General features: G+C 46.7%; 19 protein-coding genes and 1 tRNA gene. 10 read left to right on the top strand and 10 right to left on the bottom strand.

The window, feature by feature from the left end; genetic code table 11:
* The first annotated feature begins 95 nt into the window (after positions 1-95).
* Together ACLGLO_RS06590 and ACLGLO_RS06585 are read left to right on the top strand one after the other, a co-directional pair.
* On the top strand, positions 96-1,733 hold the full coding sequence (locus tag ACLGLO_RS06590; protein WP_492128110.1) for a cytochrome ubiquinol oxidase subunit I: 1,638 nt from the start codon (positions 96-98) through the stop codon (positions 1,731-1,733).
* Positions 1,723-2,814 carry a cytochrome ubiquinol oxidase subunit I gene (locus tag ACLGLO_RS06585; RefSeq protein ID WP_492128109.1) on the top strand — a complete coding sequence of 364 codons (1,092 nt, stop codon included), beginning with the start codon at positions 1,723-1,725 and terminating at the stop codon, positions 2,812-2,814. The genes ACLGLO_RS06590 and ACLGLO_RS06585 overlap by 11 nt, the downstream gene beginning before the upstream one ends.
* Before the next feature lie 25 nt (positions 2,815-2,839).
* Here the strand turns inward: ACLGLO_RS06585 and ACLGLO_RS06580 are convergent.
* A tRNA-Leu gene (locus ACLGLO_RS06580) sits at positions 2,840-2,924 on the bottom strand.
* 434 nt (positions 2,925-3,358) lie between these two features.
* Here ACLGLO_RS06580 and ACLGLO_RS06575 point away from each other — a divergent pair.
* Positions 3,359-3,925, top strand: coding sequence for a DUF981 family protein (locus ACLGLO_RS06575; protein WP_492128108.1), 567 nt, complete (start codon positions 3,359-3,361; stop codon positions 3,923-3,925).
* On the opposite strand, the gene ACLGLO_RS06570 is transcribed toward ACLGLO_RS06575, so the two are convergent.
* The 5 genes from ACLGLO_RS06570 to ACLGLO_RS06550 form a co-directional block, all read right to left on the bottom strand.
* Complete coding sequence (locus ACLGLO_RS06570) at positions 3,903-4,736, bottom strand: cation diffusion facilitator family transporter (RefSeq protein ID WP_492129162.1); 834 nt, start codon at positions 4,734-4,736, stop codon at positions 3,903-3,905. The genes ACLGLO_RS06575 and ACLGLO_RS06570 overlap by 23 nt on opposite strands.
* Positions 4,737-4,830: 94 nt before the next feature.
* Entirely contained in the window at positions 4,831-5,589 is a 759-nt protein-coding gene (locus tag ACLGLO_RS06565) for a rhomboid family intramembrane serine protease (RefSeq protein ID WP_492128107.1), read from the bottom strand.
* Positions 5,586-6,269 (bottom strand): DUF120 domain-containing protein, encoded by a 684-nt coding sequence (locus ACLGLO_RS06560; protein ID WP_492128106.1) that lies wholly within the window; start codon positions 6,267-6,269, stop codon positions 5,586-5,588. The genes ACLGLO_RS06565 and ACLGLO_RS06560 overlap by 4 nt, the downstream gene beginning before the upstream one ends.
* Positions 6,250-6,903: an endonuclease V gene (locus ACLGLO_RS06555; protein WP_492128105.1), complete on the bottom strand. Its 654-nt coding sequence runs from the start codon at positions 6,901-6,903 to the stop codon at positions 6,250-6,252. The genes ACLGLO_RS06560 and ACLGLO_RS06555 overlap by 20 nt, the downstream gene beginning before the upstream one ends.
* A gap of 23 nt (positions 6,904-6,926) precedes the next feature.
* Entirely contained in the window at positions 6,927-7,526 is a 600-nt protein-coding gene (locus ACLGLO_RS06550) for an Ntn hydrolase family protein (protein WP_492128104.1), read from the bottom strand.
* Between the two features lie 144 nt (positions 7,527-7,670).
* On the opposite strand from ACLGLO_RS06550, the gene ACLGLO_RS06545 reads away from it, so the two are divergent.
* The gene (locus ACLGLO_RS06545) at positions 7,671-8,714 is read left to right on the top strand and encodes a type II glyceraldehyde-3-phosphate dehydrogenase (protein ID WP_492129161.1); all 1,044 of its coding nucleotides are present in this window, start codon (positions 7,671-7,673) and stop codon (positions 8,712-8,714) included.
* Here ACLGLO_RS06545 and ACLGLO_RS06540 read toward each other — a convergent pair.
* Both ACLGLO_RS06540 and ACLGLO_RS06535 read right to left on the bottom strand, forming a co-directional pair.
* Positions 8,708-9,631 carry a hypothetical protein gene (locus tag ACLGLO_RS06540; protein WP_492128103.1) on the bottom strand — a complete coding sequence of 308 codons (924 nt, stop codon included), beginning with the start codon at positions 9,629-9,631 and terminating at the stop codon, positions 8,708-8,710. The two genes, ACLGLO_RS06545 and ACLGLO_RS06540, sit on opposite strands and share 7 nt — an antisense overlap.
* Entirely contained in the window at positions 9,598-10,422 is an 825-nt protein-coding gene (locus ACLGLO_RS06535; protein WP_492129160.1) for an S-methyl-5'-thioadenosine phosphorylase, read from the bottom strand. The genes ACLGLO_RS06540 and ACLGLO_RS06535 overlap by 34 nt, the downstream gene beginning before the upstream one ends.
* Before the next feature lie 230 nt (positions 10,423-10,652).
* On the opposite strand from ACLGLO_RS06535, the gene ACLGLO_RS06530 reads away from it, so the two are divergent.
* The 4 genes from ACLGLO_RS06530 to ACLGLO_RS06515 all read left to right on the top strand — a co-directional run bounded on the left by ACLGLO_RS06530 (position 10,653) and on the right by ACLGLO_RS06515 (position 13,826).
* Positions 10,653-11,330, top strand: coding sequence for a phosphoribosyltransferase (locus ACLGLO_RS06530; protein WP_492129159.1), 678 nt, complete (start codon positions 10,653-10,655; stop codon positions 11,328-11,330).
* Positions 11,331-11,547: 217 nt separating this feature from the next.
* Positions 11,548-11,937 (top strand): MarR family transcriptional regulator, encoded by a 390-nt coding sequence (locus tag ACLGLO_RS06525; protein WP_492128102.1) that lies wholly within the window; start codon positions 11,548-11,550, stop codon positions 11,935-11,937.
* A complete protein-coding gene (locus tag ACLGLO_RS06520; RefSeq protein WP_492128101.1) occupies positions 11,927-12,313 on the top strand; it encodes a hypothetical protein in 387 nt (128 codons plus the stop codon). Before ACLGLO_RS06525 ends, ACLGLO_RS06520 begins: the two co-directional genes overlap by 11 nt.
* The gene (locus tag ACLGLO_RS06515; RefSeq protein ID WP_492128100.1) at positions 12,306-13,826 is read left to right on the top strand and encodes a B12-binding domain-containing radical SAM protein; all 1,521 of its coding nucleotides are present in this window, start codon (positions 12,306-12,308) and stop codon (positions 13,824-13,826) included. The genes ACLGLO_RS06520 and ACLGLO_RS06515 overlap by 8 nt, the downstream gene beginning before the upstream one ends.
* A 6-nt stretch (positions 13,827-13,832) precedes the next feature.
* Here the strand turns inward: ACLGLO_RS06515 and ACLGLO_RS06510 are convergent, their stop codons facing one another.
* Positions 13,833-14,846: a DUF7343 domain-containing protein gene (locus tag ACLGLO_RS06510; protein ID WP_492128099.1), complete on the bottom strand. Its 1,014-nt coding sequence runs from the start codon at positions 14,844-14,846 to the stop codon at positions 13,833-13,835.
* A gap of 64 nt (positions 14,847-14,910) precedes the next feature.
* Here ACLGLO_RS06510 and ACLGLO_RS06505 point away from each other — a divergent pair, with 64 nt between their 5' ends.
* Both ACLGLO_RS06505 and ACLGLO_RS06500 read left to right on the top strand, forming a co-directional pair.
* Positions 14,911-15,078, top strand: coding sequence for a hypothetical protein (locus tag ACLGLO_RS06505; protein WP_492128098.1), 168 nt, complete (start codon positions 14,911-14,913; stop codon positions 15,076-15,078).
* Positions 15,079-15,086: 8 nt separating this feature from the next.
* On the top strand, positions 15,087-16,529 hold the full coding sequence (locus ACLGLO_RS06500; RefSeq protein WP_492128097.1) for a sodium:solute symporter family transporter: 1,443 nt from the start codon (positions 15,087-15,089) through the stop codon (positions 16,527-16,529).
* Between the two features lie 4 nt (positions 16,530-16,533).
* Here the strand turns inward: ACLGLO_RS06500 and ACLGLO_RS06495 are convergent, their stop codons facing one another.
* On the bottom strand, positions 16,534-17,316 hold the full coding sequence (locus ACLGLO_RS06495; protein WP_492128096.1) for a radical SAM protein: 783 nt from the start codon (positions 17,314-17,316) through the stop codon (positions 16,534-16,536).
* Positions 17,317-17,664: the final 348 nt, after the last annotated feature.

The raw sequence follows: 17,664 nt of genomic DNA, 5'->3' as shown, positions 1-17,664 counted from the left end.
TCAGCGTTTAAAATGTTATAACAATTTTACGTATATACAAAATATGAGTAAAATTTATTAATAATATCATAACAAAAAGATAGTCAGGTGTTCTAATGGGCGTTGGAGGTCTGCTGACTCTCTCGGCTATGGGCATATACTTTCACGCTATATATATAAGCATAACACTGGGCTTGCCTTTAACAATAATTTTCCTATTGCTGAAGTACAATAAAACCAGAAGTGAAACCTACTTCAGGGCCGCTAAAATCTCTACAATAATATTAATGATGAATTTCGGTTTGGGTGCTATAACGGGTACTCTAGTTGAATTTGGTTTGGTTCAGATTTGGCCTGGTACCATTCTTGCCATTGCCACTTCAGCGCTGATGCCTCTGGCTCTAGAGCTAATTGCTTTCGTGATGGAAGTTGCCCTCCTAGTTCTCTTTTACGTAACGCTTGGAAAATTTTCCGCGAAAAAGAGCGTAGTTATTATTACTGCTTACTGGTTATTCGCTGTCCTCTCGGGAGTTCTGATAACTTCGGTAAATTCTTGGATGGTCTCTCCGTGGGGTACAGGAAATTTGGCTGAGCAACTATATCCATTCATGCCAACATATGGACCTACTGAAATGAACCTGCCGGTTCTCTTCGCAATAAAGGTTCTATTGATTTCGACAGGTCTGCCTCTTCAATCGATAATTCAGGATCCGAGTGTAGCCCAGAAGATTGGGCTGGTCATAAACGATCCCTATGTGGCATTGAAGAATCCCTACAACCTTTCGAGCGATATACATAATATAACAGCAGCCATAATTATCGGGATGTCTATAGCAACACTAGCATGGTCTTTCAGATTCTACAAGACTGGAGACAGAAAGTATATCGAGATAATATCTGCCTTCTTTGTGCCATTCCTAGTTCTCATGGTACTTCAGCCAACTCTCTTCGGCCACCTCATGGGTACTTCAGTTGTGGAGTACAACCCAACAAAATTCTCGATGATGGAAGGAGCTATGCAGAATGTCTCTGATCCATTGATGGGTCTGCTTGCCTATGGAAATCCGAATCAGCAGATACCTGGTCTGGAATATTACATCAACTCATGCTACAGTTTGGGAAATCTAACTCTAAACGATATAGCAGCCTCGCTGAACCTCACAGCAGACAAAATATATTCTATAGCTGAAACTCTTGGATTAAATGTCAGCGACCAAGCTATAAAGGATACCCTGAGCATCAATGCTTCAGAAGTGTGCATAAAGGACCTTAACGCAGACAAAAGCCTGGTTCAAACGATTCACACTTTGTACTACACAAAAATAACAGGAGGAGCTATTGCTCTCCTAGCAACGCTTGCTATGGCAGGGCTTCTATACAGCATTCCTCTCATAACACCAATTTCAAAAATGATTGAGGAGAAAATATTCAGAAATAACAGGAGGCTGAGCATTTTCGCTCTCTCCCTCTTGATATCCATTGGTGCTGCTACTGCAGCTGTGCTGGGATGGTATGTGAGGGAAGTTGGAAGGAAGCCTTGGACAGTCTATGGAATTCTATATTCCTCAGATGTTTCAACTTCAGTTAGCTATGCTTACTCTTCCTCTTTTCTCCTCTTAGCATTTTCCGTGATACTCGCCGTCAATCTTTTGGGCCTATTCGCTATGGCTTTTGTTGCTTTAAAAGGTGAAAAAGTTTCGGAGCAGTTTTCTAAAATGATGGAGAGAATCAGGGGTGAGAATGATGGGCGGTGAGCTTATAGGCTTCACCCTCCTCGGGCTTGCTGTAGTTCTTCACATAGGATTTGTATCAGTAACGCTCGGCGTGGGATTGTTCACGGCCATTTATAGATACCTTTCCTATGCCAGGAAGGATGACAGCTTAGAATTGCTGACAAGAAAGAGCTTCAGGTTAATGATAGTGACCGAGCTGTTCTCTGCGGTCCTCGGAACAGTCATAACTGTTTTCTTAGCGGGCTTCTTTCCCTCGCTTACAGCTTTGGCAACTAACGTGCTCTTTACTCCAATTGCAATATCGATAATCAGCATAATGATCAGAGTCCCATCGATAGCAGTCTTCTGGTATACATGGGGAAAAATTTCCCCAAAGATCCACAGCGCAATAGGGTTCATAATGGCCATATCCGGTTTCGGCATACCTTTCGGCTTCAGAACAATATTTGCCGAAATAACTTCCCCAACAGCACTTTCCGCTTTTATGATGGGCCAATCCCCATCACCTTTCCTCGCCTATACAAGCACCGTCTTTTGGGACTTGTATGCACACACATTCATCGCTTCTATTTCCGTGGGAGGATTTGTGCTGGTTTCCATATTCGCGCTGGAAAAAGATGCGTGGGCAGCGAGAAAAGCCCTCCCATTTGGCCTGATTTTCCTGGTAATGCAGCCTGTTGTCGGCTTCTTCTATCTATCGGCCCTTTATGCCCACGCCGGATATGTTTTTAAGGAAGTAGTTGTAGGAAGCTTTTCTCCCATATTCTTCGTCAAGCTAGGGCTGGCCTCGCTGCTTTTCATTGCCGGTATCTTTCTCTACTACAAGCTGAATCAAAATGAAATCCCAGGCTATTCGAAAATGCTGGGAATTATAGCTATAATCACAGCTATGCTTGGCGAATTCATAAACGACGGTTCTCGCTATCCATATATGGTCGTCACTGGTGATACAGGAATGAAAGTGAGCGATTTCTTCAACTACATGATTTCAATCTCTTCGATCTCTCCTGCCATATGGGTAATACTGGCATTCATATTGATTTCTGTAGCAGTATTCAGCTTGGCAGCTTACTACGCTCTGATCAAGAAGTTCGTGCTTTGACAGTGGCAGGCTTTCAAGCAGAAAGTGCGGGGGGTGGGATTTGAACCCACGCAGGACTACTCCATCGGAGCCTCAGTCCGACCCCTTTGGCCATGCTCGGGCACCCCCGCTCAAACAAAATATCCTATCTCATGGTTTTATATTACTTACTATCTGAAAATTTTCGTTTTAGACGTTAAAATACTTCAGCTCTACTAAATGGACTTGAAGCCAGCAACAGTAGAGCACTGAAGAATTACGGGAAGCTTCAGATATCTCCTGAAGGAAGTACTCTCTTCGTGCCTCTCTCTACCCTTGCGGAAAACTCGTCCTTTAGTTTACATGAAAAGGTATGATGTTTTATCTTGAAATTCAGAGAATCTGTGTCAATTATCTTCGAGTAAAATGAGCCAAGAGCGCGAAAAGACTTTAAAAGAATTATTTTAGAATATTTGAGAATATTTCAGTATATATGTAAGAAATATTTTGATATTTTCAAGCAGAAGTCTTTCAGGTGGATATAAATGGCTCTGTTCATAGATCTCTTACTGCTCAACTATTTGCTATGGCTGGAAGTTTGATATTGATAGCATATGCGTTGCTGAAATTGATGAGATTTCACTCGGTTCAGGGCGAGATACTGGCAGAGCTGAAGCCCCTCTACCCTCCACTGCTTCTGCCCGGAATATATATAGCGGTAGCAGGAGTTTTTGGCAATCTGCTCTGGCCTCTTCCTGGGAGCTACAACATCCTTTTCTACGATCTATATACACTTCTTGGAATAGGGCTTATAGCCATCGCAATCTGCATTAGAAACGGAACCAAGCTCGAGTATGTTGGATTTTTAGCATTGGTTTTGGGCCTAGTGACAATATACTATGGAACACTGGAGTACGTGAATAATATGACAAAGGAACCACTTGCCCTATTTCTGCTGTTCGGCGGAGCGGGACTCTCATCAGTTCTCTTCTATTTTGTCACATACCAGTTAGACAGGAGCAACGTGAACAAAGGGTTGCTGGCATTGGAAGCTGTGCTGCTGATCCTAACAGGATTGCTGGCTGCCTACATATCTGCTAACTCTGTTCCCTCGCACCTACAGATGTTTGCTAAGTGGACTCCAATTCTCTGAACCCAGATTTTTTTCTCTCTATGTATACATCCGCCTGGTAAGTATCATAAATGTCTCTTTTTATTTTATCAAGAATTTCTTCCTCAGCCGGGCTCTTTCCAGCATCTTCTATTGTTACGTGACCCTCCATTCTGCTTTCATCTATGTATCTCATCTTGATTTCTTCGACTTTAAACCCTTCATCTTCAAACTTCTTCTTAATCGAATTGAGAATTGATTCCGGCGGAGCAACATCGCTTATTCTGACGGTTATCTTTTTGAACGACTCGTACAGCTCATAAAATATGTAAACTGTGAGCGCGACTGAGCCGAAGTAGTCCACGAGGTAGCTGAATATAGCTCCAACCAAAGATGAAATGACCACGGTGATCCCCTCGATTACCTCGCTGAGGGTGAATGCAGCGTAGTACTTCAATGTTTCTTCTTTCGATCTGGAGGAGAGGATAATTGAAGCGAGATAGAACATGAGCCCAATGCCAGCCATGACAGGTGCTCCTATAGAAACCTCATACGGCTTGGGGGATATGACCTCAATTAAGGCTATTCCTGCAACGAAAGAATAGGTCATTAGAGTGAAGATCGATCCTCCAAACTTCAATCTGTAGTGGCCGAAGTGGTGATCCTTGTCGGGCGGCTCGTAGCTCTTCTGCAGATAGGTGAAAGTCAAAACGAGAGATAAGAAGTTCGCAATAGAAGTCAGAGCGTCTACGAAAACGGATTTTGAGCTGTACGCGACCCCGCCAATTATTTTGAAGAGACCGCCGAGGAAAGAAAAAAGGAAGATCAGCAGTATTCTGGTTTCCCATTTCATCACTGGTTTTTCCTCCTAGACTCGCACGGCATCATAGCTGAAAATTAACTGAAATTAATACGTTTAAAATCATTTCTGCCAATCGAAGGCGGGCTTAAATTGAAAAATATCTTCTCAAACTAGCGAGCGCTCTGAGCATCCTCAACCTGTTCTTATCTGCTAAAACTGGAACAAGCGCTATGCCGGTTATGAACCCCCCGACGTGAGCCCAGAATGCTATCCCAACATATGGGCCCAAGAGGGAAAAGAATGCCAGGATCAACTGATAAATGAACCAAAATCCTATGAAGGCTATCGCAGGGATCTTGAATAAAACGGGAACAATGAACCAAAGACCTACAGCTCTGACTGTTCCTGCAGGGTACAATATCAAATATGCTCCGAGAACTCCGCTGATTGCCCCGCTTGCCCCTACTGCAGGAACAAGCCAAGGATTGGTGAGCGAACCGTAGGCCGCTTGAGGCGAGAGGGAAACGGAAATCCATACACTGAACACGTGAAAGATGGCTGCGCCTATGCCAGAGAGAAAGTAAAAAACGAGGTACCTCACCTTTCCCAGCGCTGCTTCTACATTGTCTCCAAAAATGTACAGGTAGAGCATGTTCCCAAGTATGTGAGCAAAATCGGCATGTATGAACATTGCTGTAAATATGCTCCAGAGGTTTTCCCCCTTCAGGAGAAAGTAAGGCTTGAATCCGTATGCATTCACTATGTCATCGATGCTGGTAGCCCCAGGTAGAAACAAGCCGGGCTTGAAGTATGTAGCCAGGAAAATCGCGACATTTATGAGTATCAAGAGCTCGTTTACGACCGGCCTCTCCACCTCAATGTTTTCATCGCCCGCTGGAATCAACGAAGCCCACCGTTTTCCAGACTTACCTCTATGACTACTCTGTCGCCGTCTTTCAAGCCGAGCTCACCCCTCAGATATATTGGAGAAATTATTTCAATCACATCCTTTGGATGGCTCGTCCTGTCCGGAATGATTATTCCTGCCTTTTCATATCCATTGATTCTCGCTCTGAAAACTGTAGCGCCTCCATAGTACCTCTCTTCGTTTTTGTATCCTTCGATCCTCAGCCCACTGTCCTTTGTCAATGCTAATCTCTTCATCAGAGAATCTCCTTCTAGCTGCACATTCAGAGTTCCGGGATAGGGGACGAAGTTGAGGAGCTCTGCGATCTTGTCTCTGTAGTAGGGAAGCTTCATATAGTACCTACCTTCCCCCAAGCCGCTCACTACTCTCCCCTCGAGAACTATTACTCCTCTCTCCTCCGAGAGCAGCCTCTGAATTGAACCAAAAAGCTCTTCAGCCGCTCTCATGCCATTCTCAGTCATTTCAATGAACTCTCCCCTCCCTTTCACAGTTCTCACGATGTACCCCTTTTCCTCAAGCGTTTTGAGAAGCCTTGATACAGTTTGCTGGCTGACCCCGAGCTGCTTTGAAACCGCTGATTGAACTATCCTCGCTCTCCTTTTACCGTTCAAAACGAGCAAAATGAATAAGAGCTTCTTAGCGTCCTGATACAACACGCTTCATCACCATCTTGCTGATTTTGTCCGCAAAATTCAGGGGAGCAGGAAGACCGGGATCCTTTCTCAGCTTGCTCACCACACTGGAGGCTTCTTCCAAACTTATTCCACCACCAACGCTCACGTACAGCTTTCGAGATCCTTCAGGTTCACTCAGTATTTTCCCGACTATCCTTCCCTTCAACCAGATATTCCCCCTTTCATCAAGGTAATCCGCCTTCAAAGGCCTCTTTGCAACACCAACTGTTGGCTTTTTCAGAGCGAGGTATAGGTGCGAAGCGGAGCCAGCAAGCCTGGGGTGGAACCTCCCGTGGCCGTCAACGAGAACTAAGTCTACAGAATCGATCTCTATTCTTGAAAGGGCAGCCATGAAGGCAGGCATCTCTCTGAAGCCAAGAAATCCGGGAACATAAGGTATTTTCGTCTTCACGATGGCTGAAGAAGCTCTTTCGATTTCGCCCTTCAGAGCATTGTATATAACAGCAGCTGAGATGGTGAATCCCCCGCGGTAGGAAGCATCCAGCCCCAAAATTCTGACGTATTCCTTCCCCGTCCCCTCTTCTGCTATCAGCTCAGACATTTTTTCTTGATCTTTAGCGGCAACCTCGTAGCTGAAGTGCATCAGGTGAGGCACCCAAGAGACAGCGTCAGCAGAGATTACAGCTTGCTCTTTCCTTCATAGCTTTTCTCTACCGAGATCACTACGTAGTCTATGTCTCCACCTGACAGGGCGTCCCTTCTTATCCCCTGCTTCACGGCTTTCACTGCAAGTTCGACTGCCTCGCTCTCTCCCAGATCCGGCCTGTAGAGCTCTTCTATGACGCCTATTGCAATGCTTCCTCCAGAACCGACGGCTACGAAATCATCCTCCAGCACAGAACCAACGGGATCCAGCACTGCTAGAACAGGAGCGCCGTCTTCAATTCCTCCCACGATGAACTCGGCCATCGCGGGAAATATCTTGAGAGAATAGAGAATATTGGAAAGGAGCTTCGCTGCGCTCCTCACCTTCATCCTGTTCTTCGTTTCGTTTTCGTAGTACCTCATCTCTTCCCTGAGAAGCCTTATTATGTTCTGGAGATCGCCGACCATTCCCGCTGCTCCTATGCCCATTCTCTCATTTATCAGGAAGACCTTCCTGGCATTGGAGCTCTGAATGTAGCTCCCGTAAGTCATTCTCCTCTCCCCTGCTATGACGACCCCCTTCTGAAATTTTATTCCAACTACTGTTGCTCCCTGGTAAAGCTGTTCTCCCATATCATTCCCCTTTGGAAAAATGTACATGCATCCCTAATTAATCCATCATAATAACTTTTCTCATTGAAAAATGCTTCTCAGAAAAGAAAGGTAATTTGAAACATATAAATATGATTGAAGCCTGAATTATTTCTGTGATTGAGCATGAAGAGTAAAGCCAGAGTCTTGGTTATGGGATATGGAGTGATAGGGAAGCGAGTTGCAGATGCTGTCAGGTTGCAGGATGATATGGAGCTTGTTGGGATAGGAGATGTCTCATCAGACTGGAGAATCAAGCTTGCTGTGAAAAAGGGCTACAAAGTATACGCTGCAGTTCCTGAGGCAGTCCAGAAGATGAAGGCTGCTGGGATAGAGGTGGAAGGCACTGTGGAAGAGCTGATCCGCCTCGGAGGTGTCGATGTTGTTGTCGATGCTACTCCAAAGGATATTGGCACCAAAAACAAGGAGAACCTATACAAGAAGCATGGACTGAAGGCGATATTCCAGGGTGGAGAAAAGGCGAGCATCGCTGAAGTCAGCTTTGTTGCTCAGAGGAACTATGAAAAAGCCCTAGGCAAGCAGTTCATAAGAGTTGTGAGCTGCAATACTACGGCTATATCAAGGGTGGTAGGCGGGCTTCACGAGAAGCTTGGAATAAAAAAGGCCAGGGTCACCATAATAAGGAGGGCTGTGGATGTGTGGGAGAGCCATGAAAGTGGAATTATGAACACTGTGGTGCCTGAGACCAAGGTTCCGAGCCATCAAGGAGAGGATGCAAAGACAGTTGTAGAGGGGCTCAACATATACACAATAGCAGTAAAGGGAAGCCACAACCTCTTCCACCTCCACACGGGCATGATCGAGTTCAAAGATGCCGTGAAGCTTGAAGACGTGGTGAGCGCTTTGAACGAGGAGCCTAGGGTATCATTTGTCAGGATAAGCGATGGAGTTGCTGGATTGAACAGCGTTTTTGAGCTGGCGAGGGACTTGAACAGGAGCAGGGGGGATCTCTATGAGGTGCCTGTATGGGAAGATCTGATGAAAGTCGAGGAAAACGAGCTCTATTTGATGTGGGCAACGGGGAATGAAAGCATTGTCATACCGGAAAACATCGATGCTGTGAGAGCTGCACTTGAGCTTGAAAGCGAAGGAAGGAGGAGCATTGAAAAGACAGATAAATCGCTGGGGATCGTAAAAAAGCTCTACTGAGAGATGCACCGGGAGAAGAAGGAGGCATAAATTAACGCGCTCAGAGGATCAGTGTTGAATCTGAGCAGCTTGGCTACTTTTTTCTCCTTCTGCATTCTGAATACGAGCTCCCTCAGGCTGGCCTCCTCCACAGAAGTATACAGCACAATTGATGGGTTCAAATTTTCCACTAGGGATAGTGCAACATCGTTTTCAAAATATCTGGAGCTCTTCCCCGAATCGATCAGCCTGTAGAAGAAGAGGAGCGCTGCGGAAGTGAGGAACGGAGTGAACACGACATCTATCTTATCGTTCTGCCTCAGAAATTCGCCAATGTCCTGACACCTTTCTAGAATCAGCTGGGAATAGACATCCTTGATTGAGTTGAGCTCGCTTTCCAGCCTGGAGATCCTCATATCATCCCTCTTTTCAACTTTCTTTGCAACTCCAATCCCTGCAAAAGCTGAGGCGATGATTTCAGACAAGATCGGGTTAGGTGATCCGGAAACTGAAGCAAAAGCATCTTCCCCAGCTCTGCTCCTGAGAACTGGGTCATCTGGAATAGGAGTAACTATCAGGAAATCAGAGTTCATTATTTCTAAGCCGCTTATCAGGCTGACAGCCAGGTTTCTCTCCCTTGCCGAACCCATATAGAATACTGCTTTGATCTTCTCATCCATATATGGAAGCGTTCCGTAGAGAAAGTCTGTTGCCGACACCATTTTCGGTATCTTTCCCCAGCTGAGGCCCTGAAGGAATGCCTTCAGAACAGCCGCTCCAGCGTGTCCCCTCCCACCGTAAAGGATAACAGGGTCATCGCTTCCTATGAAGGATTCTATCTTTTCCCCAGCGCTCCTCGCTGCTTTGATTATCTCTTCCACTTCTTCATCCAAAAGCTCCCTGCTCAGAGAAGAGCTGCCTCCAGGCTCCTGCAGCAACTGCAGTCCTCCTCTCTAATGTTCGTCGTTATCTTTGGTATCAGCGTATAAATTATTTTCTTGGCCTTCTCAACGTTTTCGCTCATGACCCTTGAGACTTCTTCCGCTGTTACAGGCCTCTCTGCCCAAACATCGTAATCTGTAACCATTGCCAGTGTAGCATAGCACATCTCAAGCTCGCATGCCAGGTTAACTTCAGGGACAAGAGTCATCCCTATGATGTCCGCTCTGAAGACCTCCCTGTAAATCCTGCTCTCCGCCGTTGTGCTGAAGCGCGGCCCTTCGATGCATACGTAGGTTCCTCCTCCATGGATCTTAATATTGAGCTCTTCTCCTGCTCTGATGATTTCTCTTCTGAGATATTCGCAGAACGGCTTCGCCATGCTGACGTGAGCAACTCTAGGACCATCGAAATATGTGTATTCTCTCTTCTTAGTCATGTCTATGAACTGATCTGGCACAACCAGGTCTCCCGGCCTGTAGTCTTCTCTGAGGCTCCCCACGGCGCTCACTGAAATGACGAGCATTACCCCCAAGGCCTTGAGGGCAAGCATGTTTGCCCTGTAATTGATCTTGTGCGGAGGAATTCTGTGGCCTCTCCCGTGCCTCGGAAGGAAGGCGACTCTCTTGCCTCCGAGCTCACCAACAATTACGGCATCGCTGGGTGAACCGAAGGGGGTATTTATCCAGACCTCCTTGGTATTGCTCAAGAAGGAGGCATCGTAGAGGCCGCTCCCACCTATTATTCCAATATCAGCCTTCAGAGGCTCCTTCATTGACACTTTTCTCATCCAATCTTCCAAGTCCAGCACCCCACCTAAAATTGAAGTCGAAGGAAGATTAAATCTTATCCTTCCATCTCTGCTGGAATTCATACATTTATACATTTTGAAGAGCCAAACTAGCTTCGAGATTTTTGCTGACGATCTTTCTTTTTTCATTCTCAAACCGTTGCCATTGACCAAAAAACGCCCGAATAAAATAAAAGTTGAGCATGCATGTATTGTTCTTGGTGAGGAAACTGCCGAAGATTCCTGTTAAGCTCGTGACTTGGGAAGATGTAGTGAAGTGGAGCAGAGATCTCAGTGAAAAAATAAAGGCTGATGGATACGCTCCAGATGTGATAGTTGCTATAGCAAGGGGGGGAGTGGTAACCGCGAGGCTCCTCTGCGATTATTTGGGGGTGATCGATCTCCTTTCGATAAAAGTCGAGCATTGGGTCGAGACGGCTGCGCATGTTGAAAATGCCACGGTGAAATACTCTTTCAACACAGACCTGTCAAAGAAGAAGGTATTGCTGGTCGATGACATCTGCGATACGGGGAAAAGCATTGAGGTTGCTCGAGAGCACATAGAGAGGGCTTCTAAGCCCGCAGAAATAAGGACAGCCACGATGCAGTACATAAGCCCCATCTCGAAATTCAAACCAGATTACTTCGCTGAAGAGGTTAAGGACTGGTACTGGTACATGTATCCTTGGAATTATTATGAGGATTCAATTAATTTGGTCAAAAAAATACTCCAGTCCGACTCTAACAGGAAGTGGAAGTTGGAAGAAATCGAGGAGGAGTTCAGAGAATCCTACGAAATTCGGCCTCCTGTACCGATTGATGAAATTGTAAAAGAAGGAGTGAGGAGAGGCATCTTCTATTTCACAAACGGAGAGATCAGGATCAGGGCTCCATATTTGATGAGATAAACCAGAAACGAGCGAGAGCTGGAGGTACAATCAACGCTAGGCTGTGATGACCGACCTATTGCTGAATAATGAGGAGCCGTGTGAGGTCTGAGCCTTACAGAGTTCCGTAGATGTTTTGGTAAGCAGGTAGAAGTGAAAAGTTAAATAGCTCAATAATTGCTAATTATAATTGCAGTGTTCGGAAAATAAAAAACAGATCTGACAGGTAGTGCTCAAAATGTCAGACTTCGAATTGACGAGGCTTTTCCTTAGACTTGGACTGTCTCTATCGGCTGCCGTAGTGCTGGAGGTTCTCTTGAGATCAAAGACGCCGCTCTCCTTCAGAGAAATTGTGGAGAGAACGGGCTACGCCAAGGGACATGTTTCATTCGTGCTGAAGCAGCTGGAGCTGAAGAATCTCGTTGAGCGGGTCTACGAAGGCAGAAAAATGAAATTCAAACTGAGGGAAAACGCCGTTTCAAGCTTAATTCTGGAGCAGCTCACTGAGATAAAAAGACACCTTGAGCCGATAGCTTCCGACAGCTCCATATGCAACAGAGATCGAAAGCTGCCCAAGATCCTGGAGGGGCTGAGCAAAATTTCCTCTGGTGACCTCAATGCTCAGTAGCAGCTCCGATAAAGGCAGGGGATTCTCAGTCGCTGTTCTGATGAGAGGGGGAAGAGCAGTTCCTCTTCAAATTGTCAATGAACTCCTCACCGAAGCGAGGAGGAGGGGATTTAGGTTGGAAGTTACACTGTTCTCCAACGGGGAACCTCAAGATGCTGTAGCATCGCTGCTTCCGCTGATAACAAGCAACCACTCAGTTACGCTGGTCCTGAACGCAAAGAAAATTAATGAGAGCACGATCCGAAACCTGCTGGACAACTCCTTCGATAAAATTTACGTTGAAAGAGATTTTGCGAAAGAGCTCAATCTGAAGCTGGGGGGATTAGGTGAAAAAACCGAAGAATTTTCAAGCGAGGTGAGAGAACCCAATGACTGATGTTGTTATAACGACAGACAGAACGATGATGTCCAATCATCATGGAAAGGAGTTCCTTGGCTTCGTGGCAACTGGGCCAGCAGTAGGCCTGCCTGAAAAGCTGTGGCTCTGGATATCATCTCCAAAACCAAAAATTCTCGATGGGGGGGAGCCTCTCGAAGCCCCGTATGGGCTCAGAAAGGTTGAAGCTGCACTGGCTAGAAAAGGAATTGAAGCGAGGATAATCGATCCAGATTACCTCCACTTGTACGAGGATGAAGCTAAAGTCCTCATGATAGGGCACCACGACTACTTCGCATTTGGACCTCCGAGCAATGAGTGGTGGCTGATAACTGGAAGGGAGCCTATAAACAGAATAAGCTTCAAGAGGCTCATGGAGAGCGAACCTGTCAGAAAAATGAAGAAAAACGGAGCAAGAATAATTGCGGGTGGTCCAGCAGCGTGGCAGTGGCTCTATGAGAGGGATCTGTGGAAGAAGTGGGGGGTTGACACGGTTGTAGACGGAGAAGCTGAGCGTGTAATAGGTGATCTCGTGAAGAAAGCCCTGAATGGGGAGGAGCTTCCAAGCTATGTTTATGTTGGAATAAAGGATGTCCCATCAATTGATGAGATTCCTGAAATACTCAAGCCAAGCGTGAACGGATTAGTTGAGATAATGAGGGGGTGTCCGAGAGGTTGCAAATTCTGCAGTGTCACCCTCAGACCCCTCAGATTCATGCCTCTGGAAAAGATCGAGAGAGAGATCCTTGTAAATGTGAGATGGGGTCTGAGGTCTGGGCTTCTGCACAGCGAAGATGTACTCCTCTACGGTGGAGATGGGATCAGGCCGAGGGAAGAGCCAATCATCAAGCTGCATGAGACTGCTTTGAGGCATGTAGACAATATTGGGTGGAGCCACGCAAGCATGGCTGCTATAAGGTATGCGCAGGAAAAATACAGGCTCATCACCAAAGTTATGGAGATGGTCAAGACAAAGCAGGACTTCTTGGGGGTTGAGGTCGGCCTGGAGACTGGGGGGATAGAGCTCGCTAAGAAGATCATGCCTGCGAAGTCTGCTCCATATCCGGTGGAAAAGTGGCAGGAAACAGTCGAGGAGGCGATGAGGATCATGCATGAAAACGACATAATCCCCGCCGTAACGCTGATAGTGGGAATGCCAGAGGAGACGGAGCAGGATTTGATCGAGACCTTAGAGCTGCTGGACAGGCTGAAGGGATACAGAAGCTTAATAGTCCCCATGATGTTCGTTCCAATGGGCGCACTGAAAAACAAAGACTTCTACAGAAGAGAGATGCTGACGGATCTGCACATTCAGGTCCTCTACAAGACCTACAGCCACTCAATTTACTGGGCTAAGGAAATCGTGAGGAAATCCTACCTAAGGTCGCCCGCATATCTTCCCCTGAGGGGGCTCCTCGAGTTCTTCATGTGGTATGTTCAGAGAAAGGTTGACAGCATAGCAAGGAAGCTTCCAGCTCTCTCTCCTGGAGCTTCCCTCAGCCTAAGCAACTGATTTTTTCTAAGCAACTTTCAGAAGCCCGCTGAGAAAAGCTGTCTTGTGGGGAACTCTCGTTGAAACGTTAGCAAGGACCTCCTCAGCCGCTCTCGGACCGTCTCCCTCGAACACCTCGTATTCGTTCAAGGCATCCTTCAGAAGGGGCAGATCGATTCCAACGATGGCTGAGTAGGCTTCCAGGAATCTGCCTCTAATTTTAACATAGTCGTAGAGGGATTCTCTGTAGATACGAGCTATCTCTTCGCGACCCTCTTCCCCAAGCACATTGGAGATTGCGAGGGAGCAGCAGAGCTCGTTTTCCATGACCTTCCCGACATCAACGGCTTTGTAACCCATTTCTTCGAACTTCTTGTAGACCGGGTGCCATGTGACTATATAGCCCCTTTTTTCTCTCGGTTTCTGGAAGAGCTCATCCGGCGAGCTGTAGTAGCGCGTTTCGCTTGCTTCGATTGCCCTCTTCCTCAAGAGAGCTCCTCTTATGTAGTCCATGGTGCTCAGCTTGCTTGAATAAACGGTCTCGCCCTCACCAACTTGCACAACCCGGTAACCTCTCCCCATTCCTAGAGGCAGGATCTTGTAGCTCTCATATACTGGGTAGAGGAGGAGCTGCCCCACGAAGGGGGAGATCGAGAGGTCTATTTTCCCATGCACTAGATCATCAACCGCTTCGACGCTGTTTCTGTAGACCGCCACCTCGACATTATACGAAGCTTCTCTCATCTTTTTCAGGAAGTGCCCGAGAAACAGGTATTCGCTGGAAAAAACTATCCCCAGCTTCAAATTCTTCTTCAATATCTTTTCTTCCCTTTCCCTTATTCCTGATAAAACTTCAACAATGTTGCTCCTTCCTATCCGCCTTCTCCTTATAAGACCTTCCCTCTCGAGCTCTGCGAGGATCTCGCTTATTCGGGATTTCGAAGCATCTATGCTTCTGTGTATGTGGGATTGCGGGATGGAGCTGCCCTGGAAGGCGCTCAGAAGCTCGACAACTCTTCTCCTTAATTCGCTCCTGCTCATAATAAAAAATTAAAATGCCCTCTGTAATAAATTTGTCCGAACATATGTTCGGAGATGGCAGCTCTTGAAGGAGAGGACCTTCATCTTCCTCAGTACCATCATAATACTGCTCTACTACCTCGTCCCATACTTTGTTCTGAAAAATGTGAGCAACTCTTCAGCTCCCTTCTTCTGGCTTTCTTTCTCCATTCTATGGATAATTGCCTCGCTCATCTACCTTTGGAAGAGGTGAGCTGTGAAATGAACCTTTTTATTCTGTATTTCGCAGCTTATGCCTTGATCGGCACTGCTATAGCTTTTTTCTCCAGAAGAATGGGAGTGAAGAGCACAAGAGAATACTACACTGCTGGAGGGAGGATGGGGGCTCTTCTTTCAGGAGCTGCATATGCTGCTACGACTTACAGCGCCTTCATGATGATCGGCCTGGTCGGAATGTCATACTCAACAGGATCTGGAGCCCTCGGCTTCGAGCTGCTTTATCTTCTCTCCACAGTTGCCATACTCGCTACACTGGGCTTCGAGATCTGGAAGAAGTCTAAGGAAAAGACGTGGATATCTCCATCGCAGATGATAGGAGATCTATATTCCTCGAGGTTCCTCTCGAAGATCGTGTCCTTGGTTTTCCTCTTTGCCATGGTTCCCTACATTTCTGCGCAGATAATGGGCCTGGGTGTGATATTTCAGATGGGTGGAATGAGCTACGCAGCTGCTGTCATATCTTCAGGCATTATAGTTGCTTCATGGATAGTTATTGCGGGGATGTGGAGCCTAGCAACGACAGATCTCTACAATGCTCTGCTGATGCTCGGAGGGGGGATTATATTCTTCTCTTCAGTAGCGGGAATGGCTCTATCTTTCGGCGGATTTGCGGAAATCAGCAGAGAGCTCAGCAGAAGCGGCTACCTCGGCATAACAGGCTTCTGGTCTTTCCCAACATTTCTGTCCTACACAATCCCCTGGATGTTCTTCGCAATAACGAATCCTCAAGTAGTCTCCAGGCTCTTCATACAGAAAGATGAGCGGGCCTATAAGCTGGGAGCTTCATTTTTCGCTTCATTCGGCCTTTTCTACACGCTTCTTTCGGTTTCCATTGGCCTTCTTGCGAGATTCTTAGCTTTGGAAGGAGCCCTGCCGGGAAATTTGATGAGAGATTATTTGACTCCAACGCTCCTGACCTTGATGAGCCCCTCGATTTCCGGGATAATTGCCATTTCAATAATTGCCGCTGCAGTTTCAACGGCAAATGGAATAATCATCTCGGTCTCCAGCTCGATATTCACCGAATTTCTGCACGGGAAGAAAAAGCTGGCATACTCAGCTGCCCTCGATTTGGCTCTGACATTCATCGCTTCAGCTGCAACATATCTAAAGCCATCTTACATAGTTGAGTTGTCTGTGATAACGTCTCTATTCCTCCTACCCTTAGCCCCAATAACGATCGTAGGTCTGAAGGCAGAAAGGTACATTGGGCGGGCTTCAAGGCTATCGGCTGCGGCAACGCTGATTATTGGAGATGTGCTAGCATTTCTCGCTCTCAAAGCAGTTGGAGCGTCAGCTGTGTTCACATCTCGATTTCTGGAACTTCCAATCTCAGCCCTTGTTTTGTTGATCTCCTCAGCAGCTGTAGCAATTGGGCTGCTTTTCGATGCTATTACAAAGAAGCGAGGAGTTCAGAATGGCTGAGTCTTCAGACCATTGAGCTCGGGATGCCGTCTGGAGCCACCCATCGCACAGGCTTCAGCCCCCTCGATCTCATCAGCCTCTCGACGTGGGGGTAGAGGATAACATATTCTACATCCAGGCACTCTGGGAGCCTCTCGTCTATTTTACTAAGCCTCTCCAGAAGGTCCTTCTCTCCGCCCTCCGGTGTGAAGCCGAGCATGGCTGCCGGGTAAACCTCTCTGCATGGAATGAACCCTGCCTGTACTAGGCTTTCAAGCGCCTGTATCTGCTTGAAGAAGTACTTCCCATCAGCCAACGTTATCGAGCTGAACTCTTCTGGAGATGCTCCTTTTATCGAAACCCTCACAATCAAATTCTGGAAGCTGGAGAGATCTCTTGCATACTGGTCATCTATCAGGATGCCGTTTGTTTCCAGAATGAAGTTAAACCTCTCCTCGATCCCCTTCAGCACATCCAGGAGGTGGGGCTTCGATATCGTGGGCTCCCCGCCTGATATCCTGACGCTCTCGTAGTTGTTCTTTTCCGCTATGCTCATGAGCCTTTCAGAGACTTCATCCGGGGAATAGAAACTCCCGGTTTCGTAGCTGAATGAGCTCCTCCAGGACCAGCACATGCCGCAGCGAAGGTTGCACCCCACGACGTCCCCCGTAGCGATTCCTCCGTACCACCTTCCTCCCCGGAATCGCCAGTACTTTCTGTATACTTTACCCTCTACTATCTTCGTGGTTCTCCTTTCAGCGATTCTGCTTAGCTCTAAAGGGTCGTAGACGGCTCTCCTTTCGTTCAAGTCGACCATCGTTCTCAAAGCCTATTTCTTTGATAAAAAATCCAGCACTTATAGCTTCGTTTTTAAAGCAGGAGCGAATGCTTATAAGTGTTGCGTTTGCTGGTTAACGTCGAGGCAGGTTTCATAGATCCTCAAACACGCAACAGGTCTGCAGAGCTGAGCGCTGAAAACATATCCTGTCCTTAAAAAAAGCACTGCTGTTCACATGTTGCCAGACAGGGATGCTGGGGGTTCCGCACAGCTCTTCATATAAGCTGTGAAGAGAAAGGTCAAAAATATTCTAACATTTTTGAAAGGAACATAACAAAGTTTTCAGCAACATATTAAAGTGGATGGCTGTGAAAAATA

The organism is Fervidicoccus sp. SLHALR4, assembly GCF_058692745.1.
This window is presented reverse-complemented; position numbering and strand designations above follow the sequence as displayed.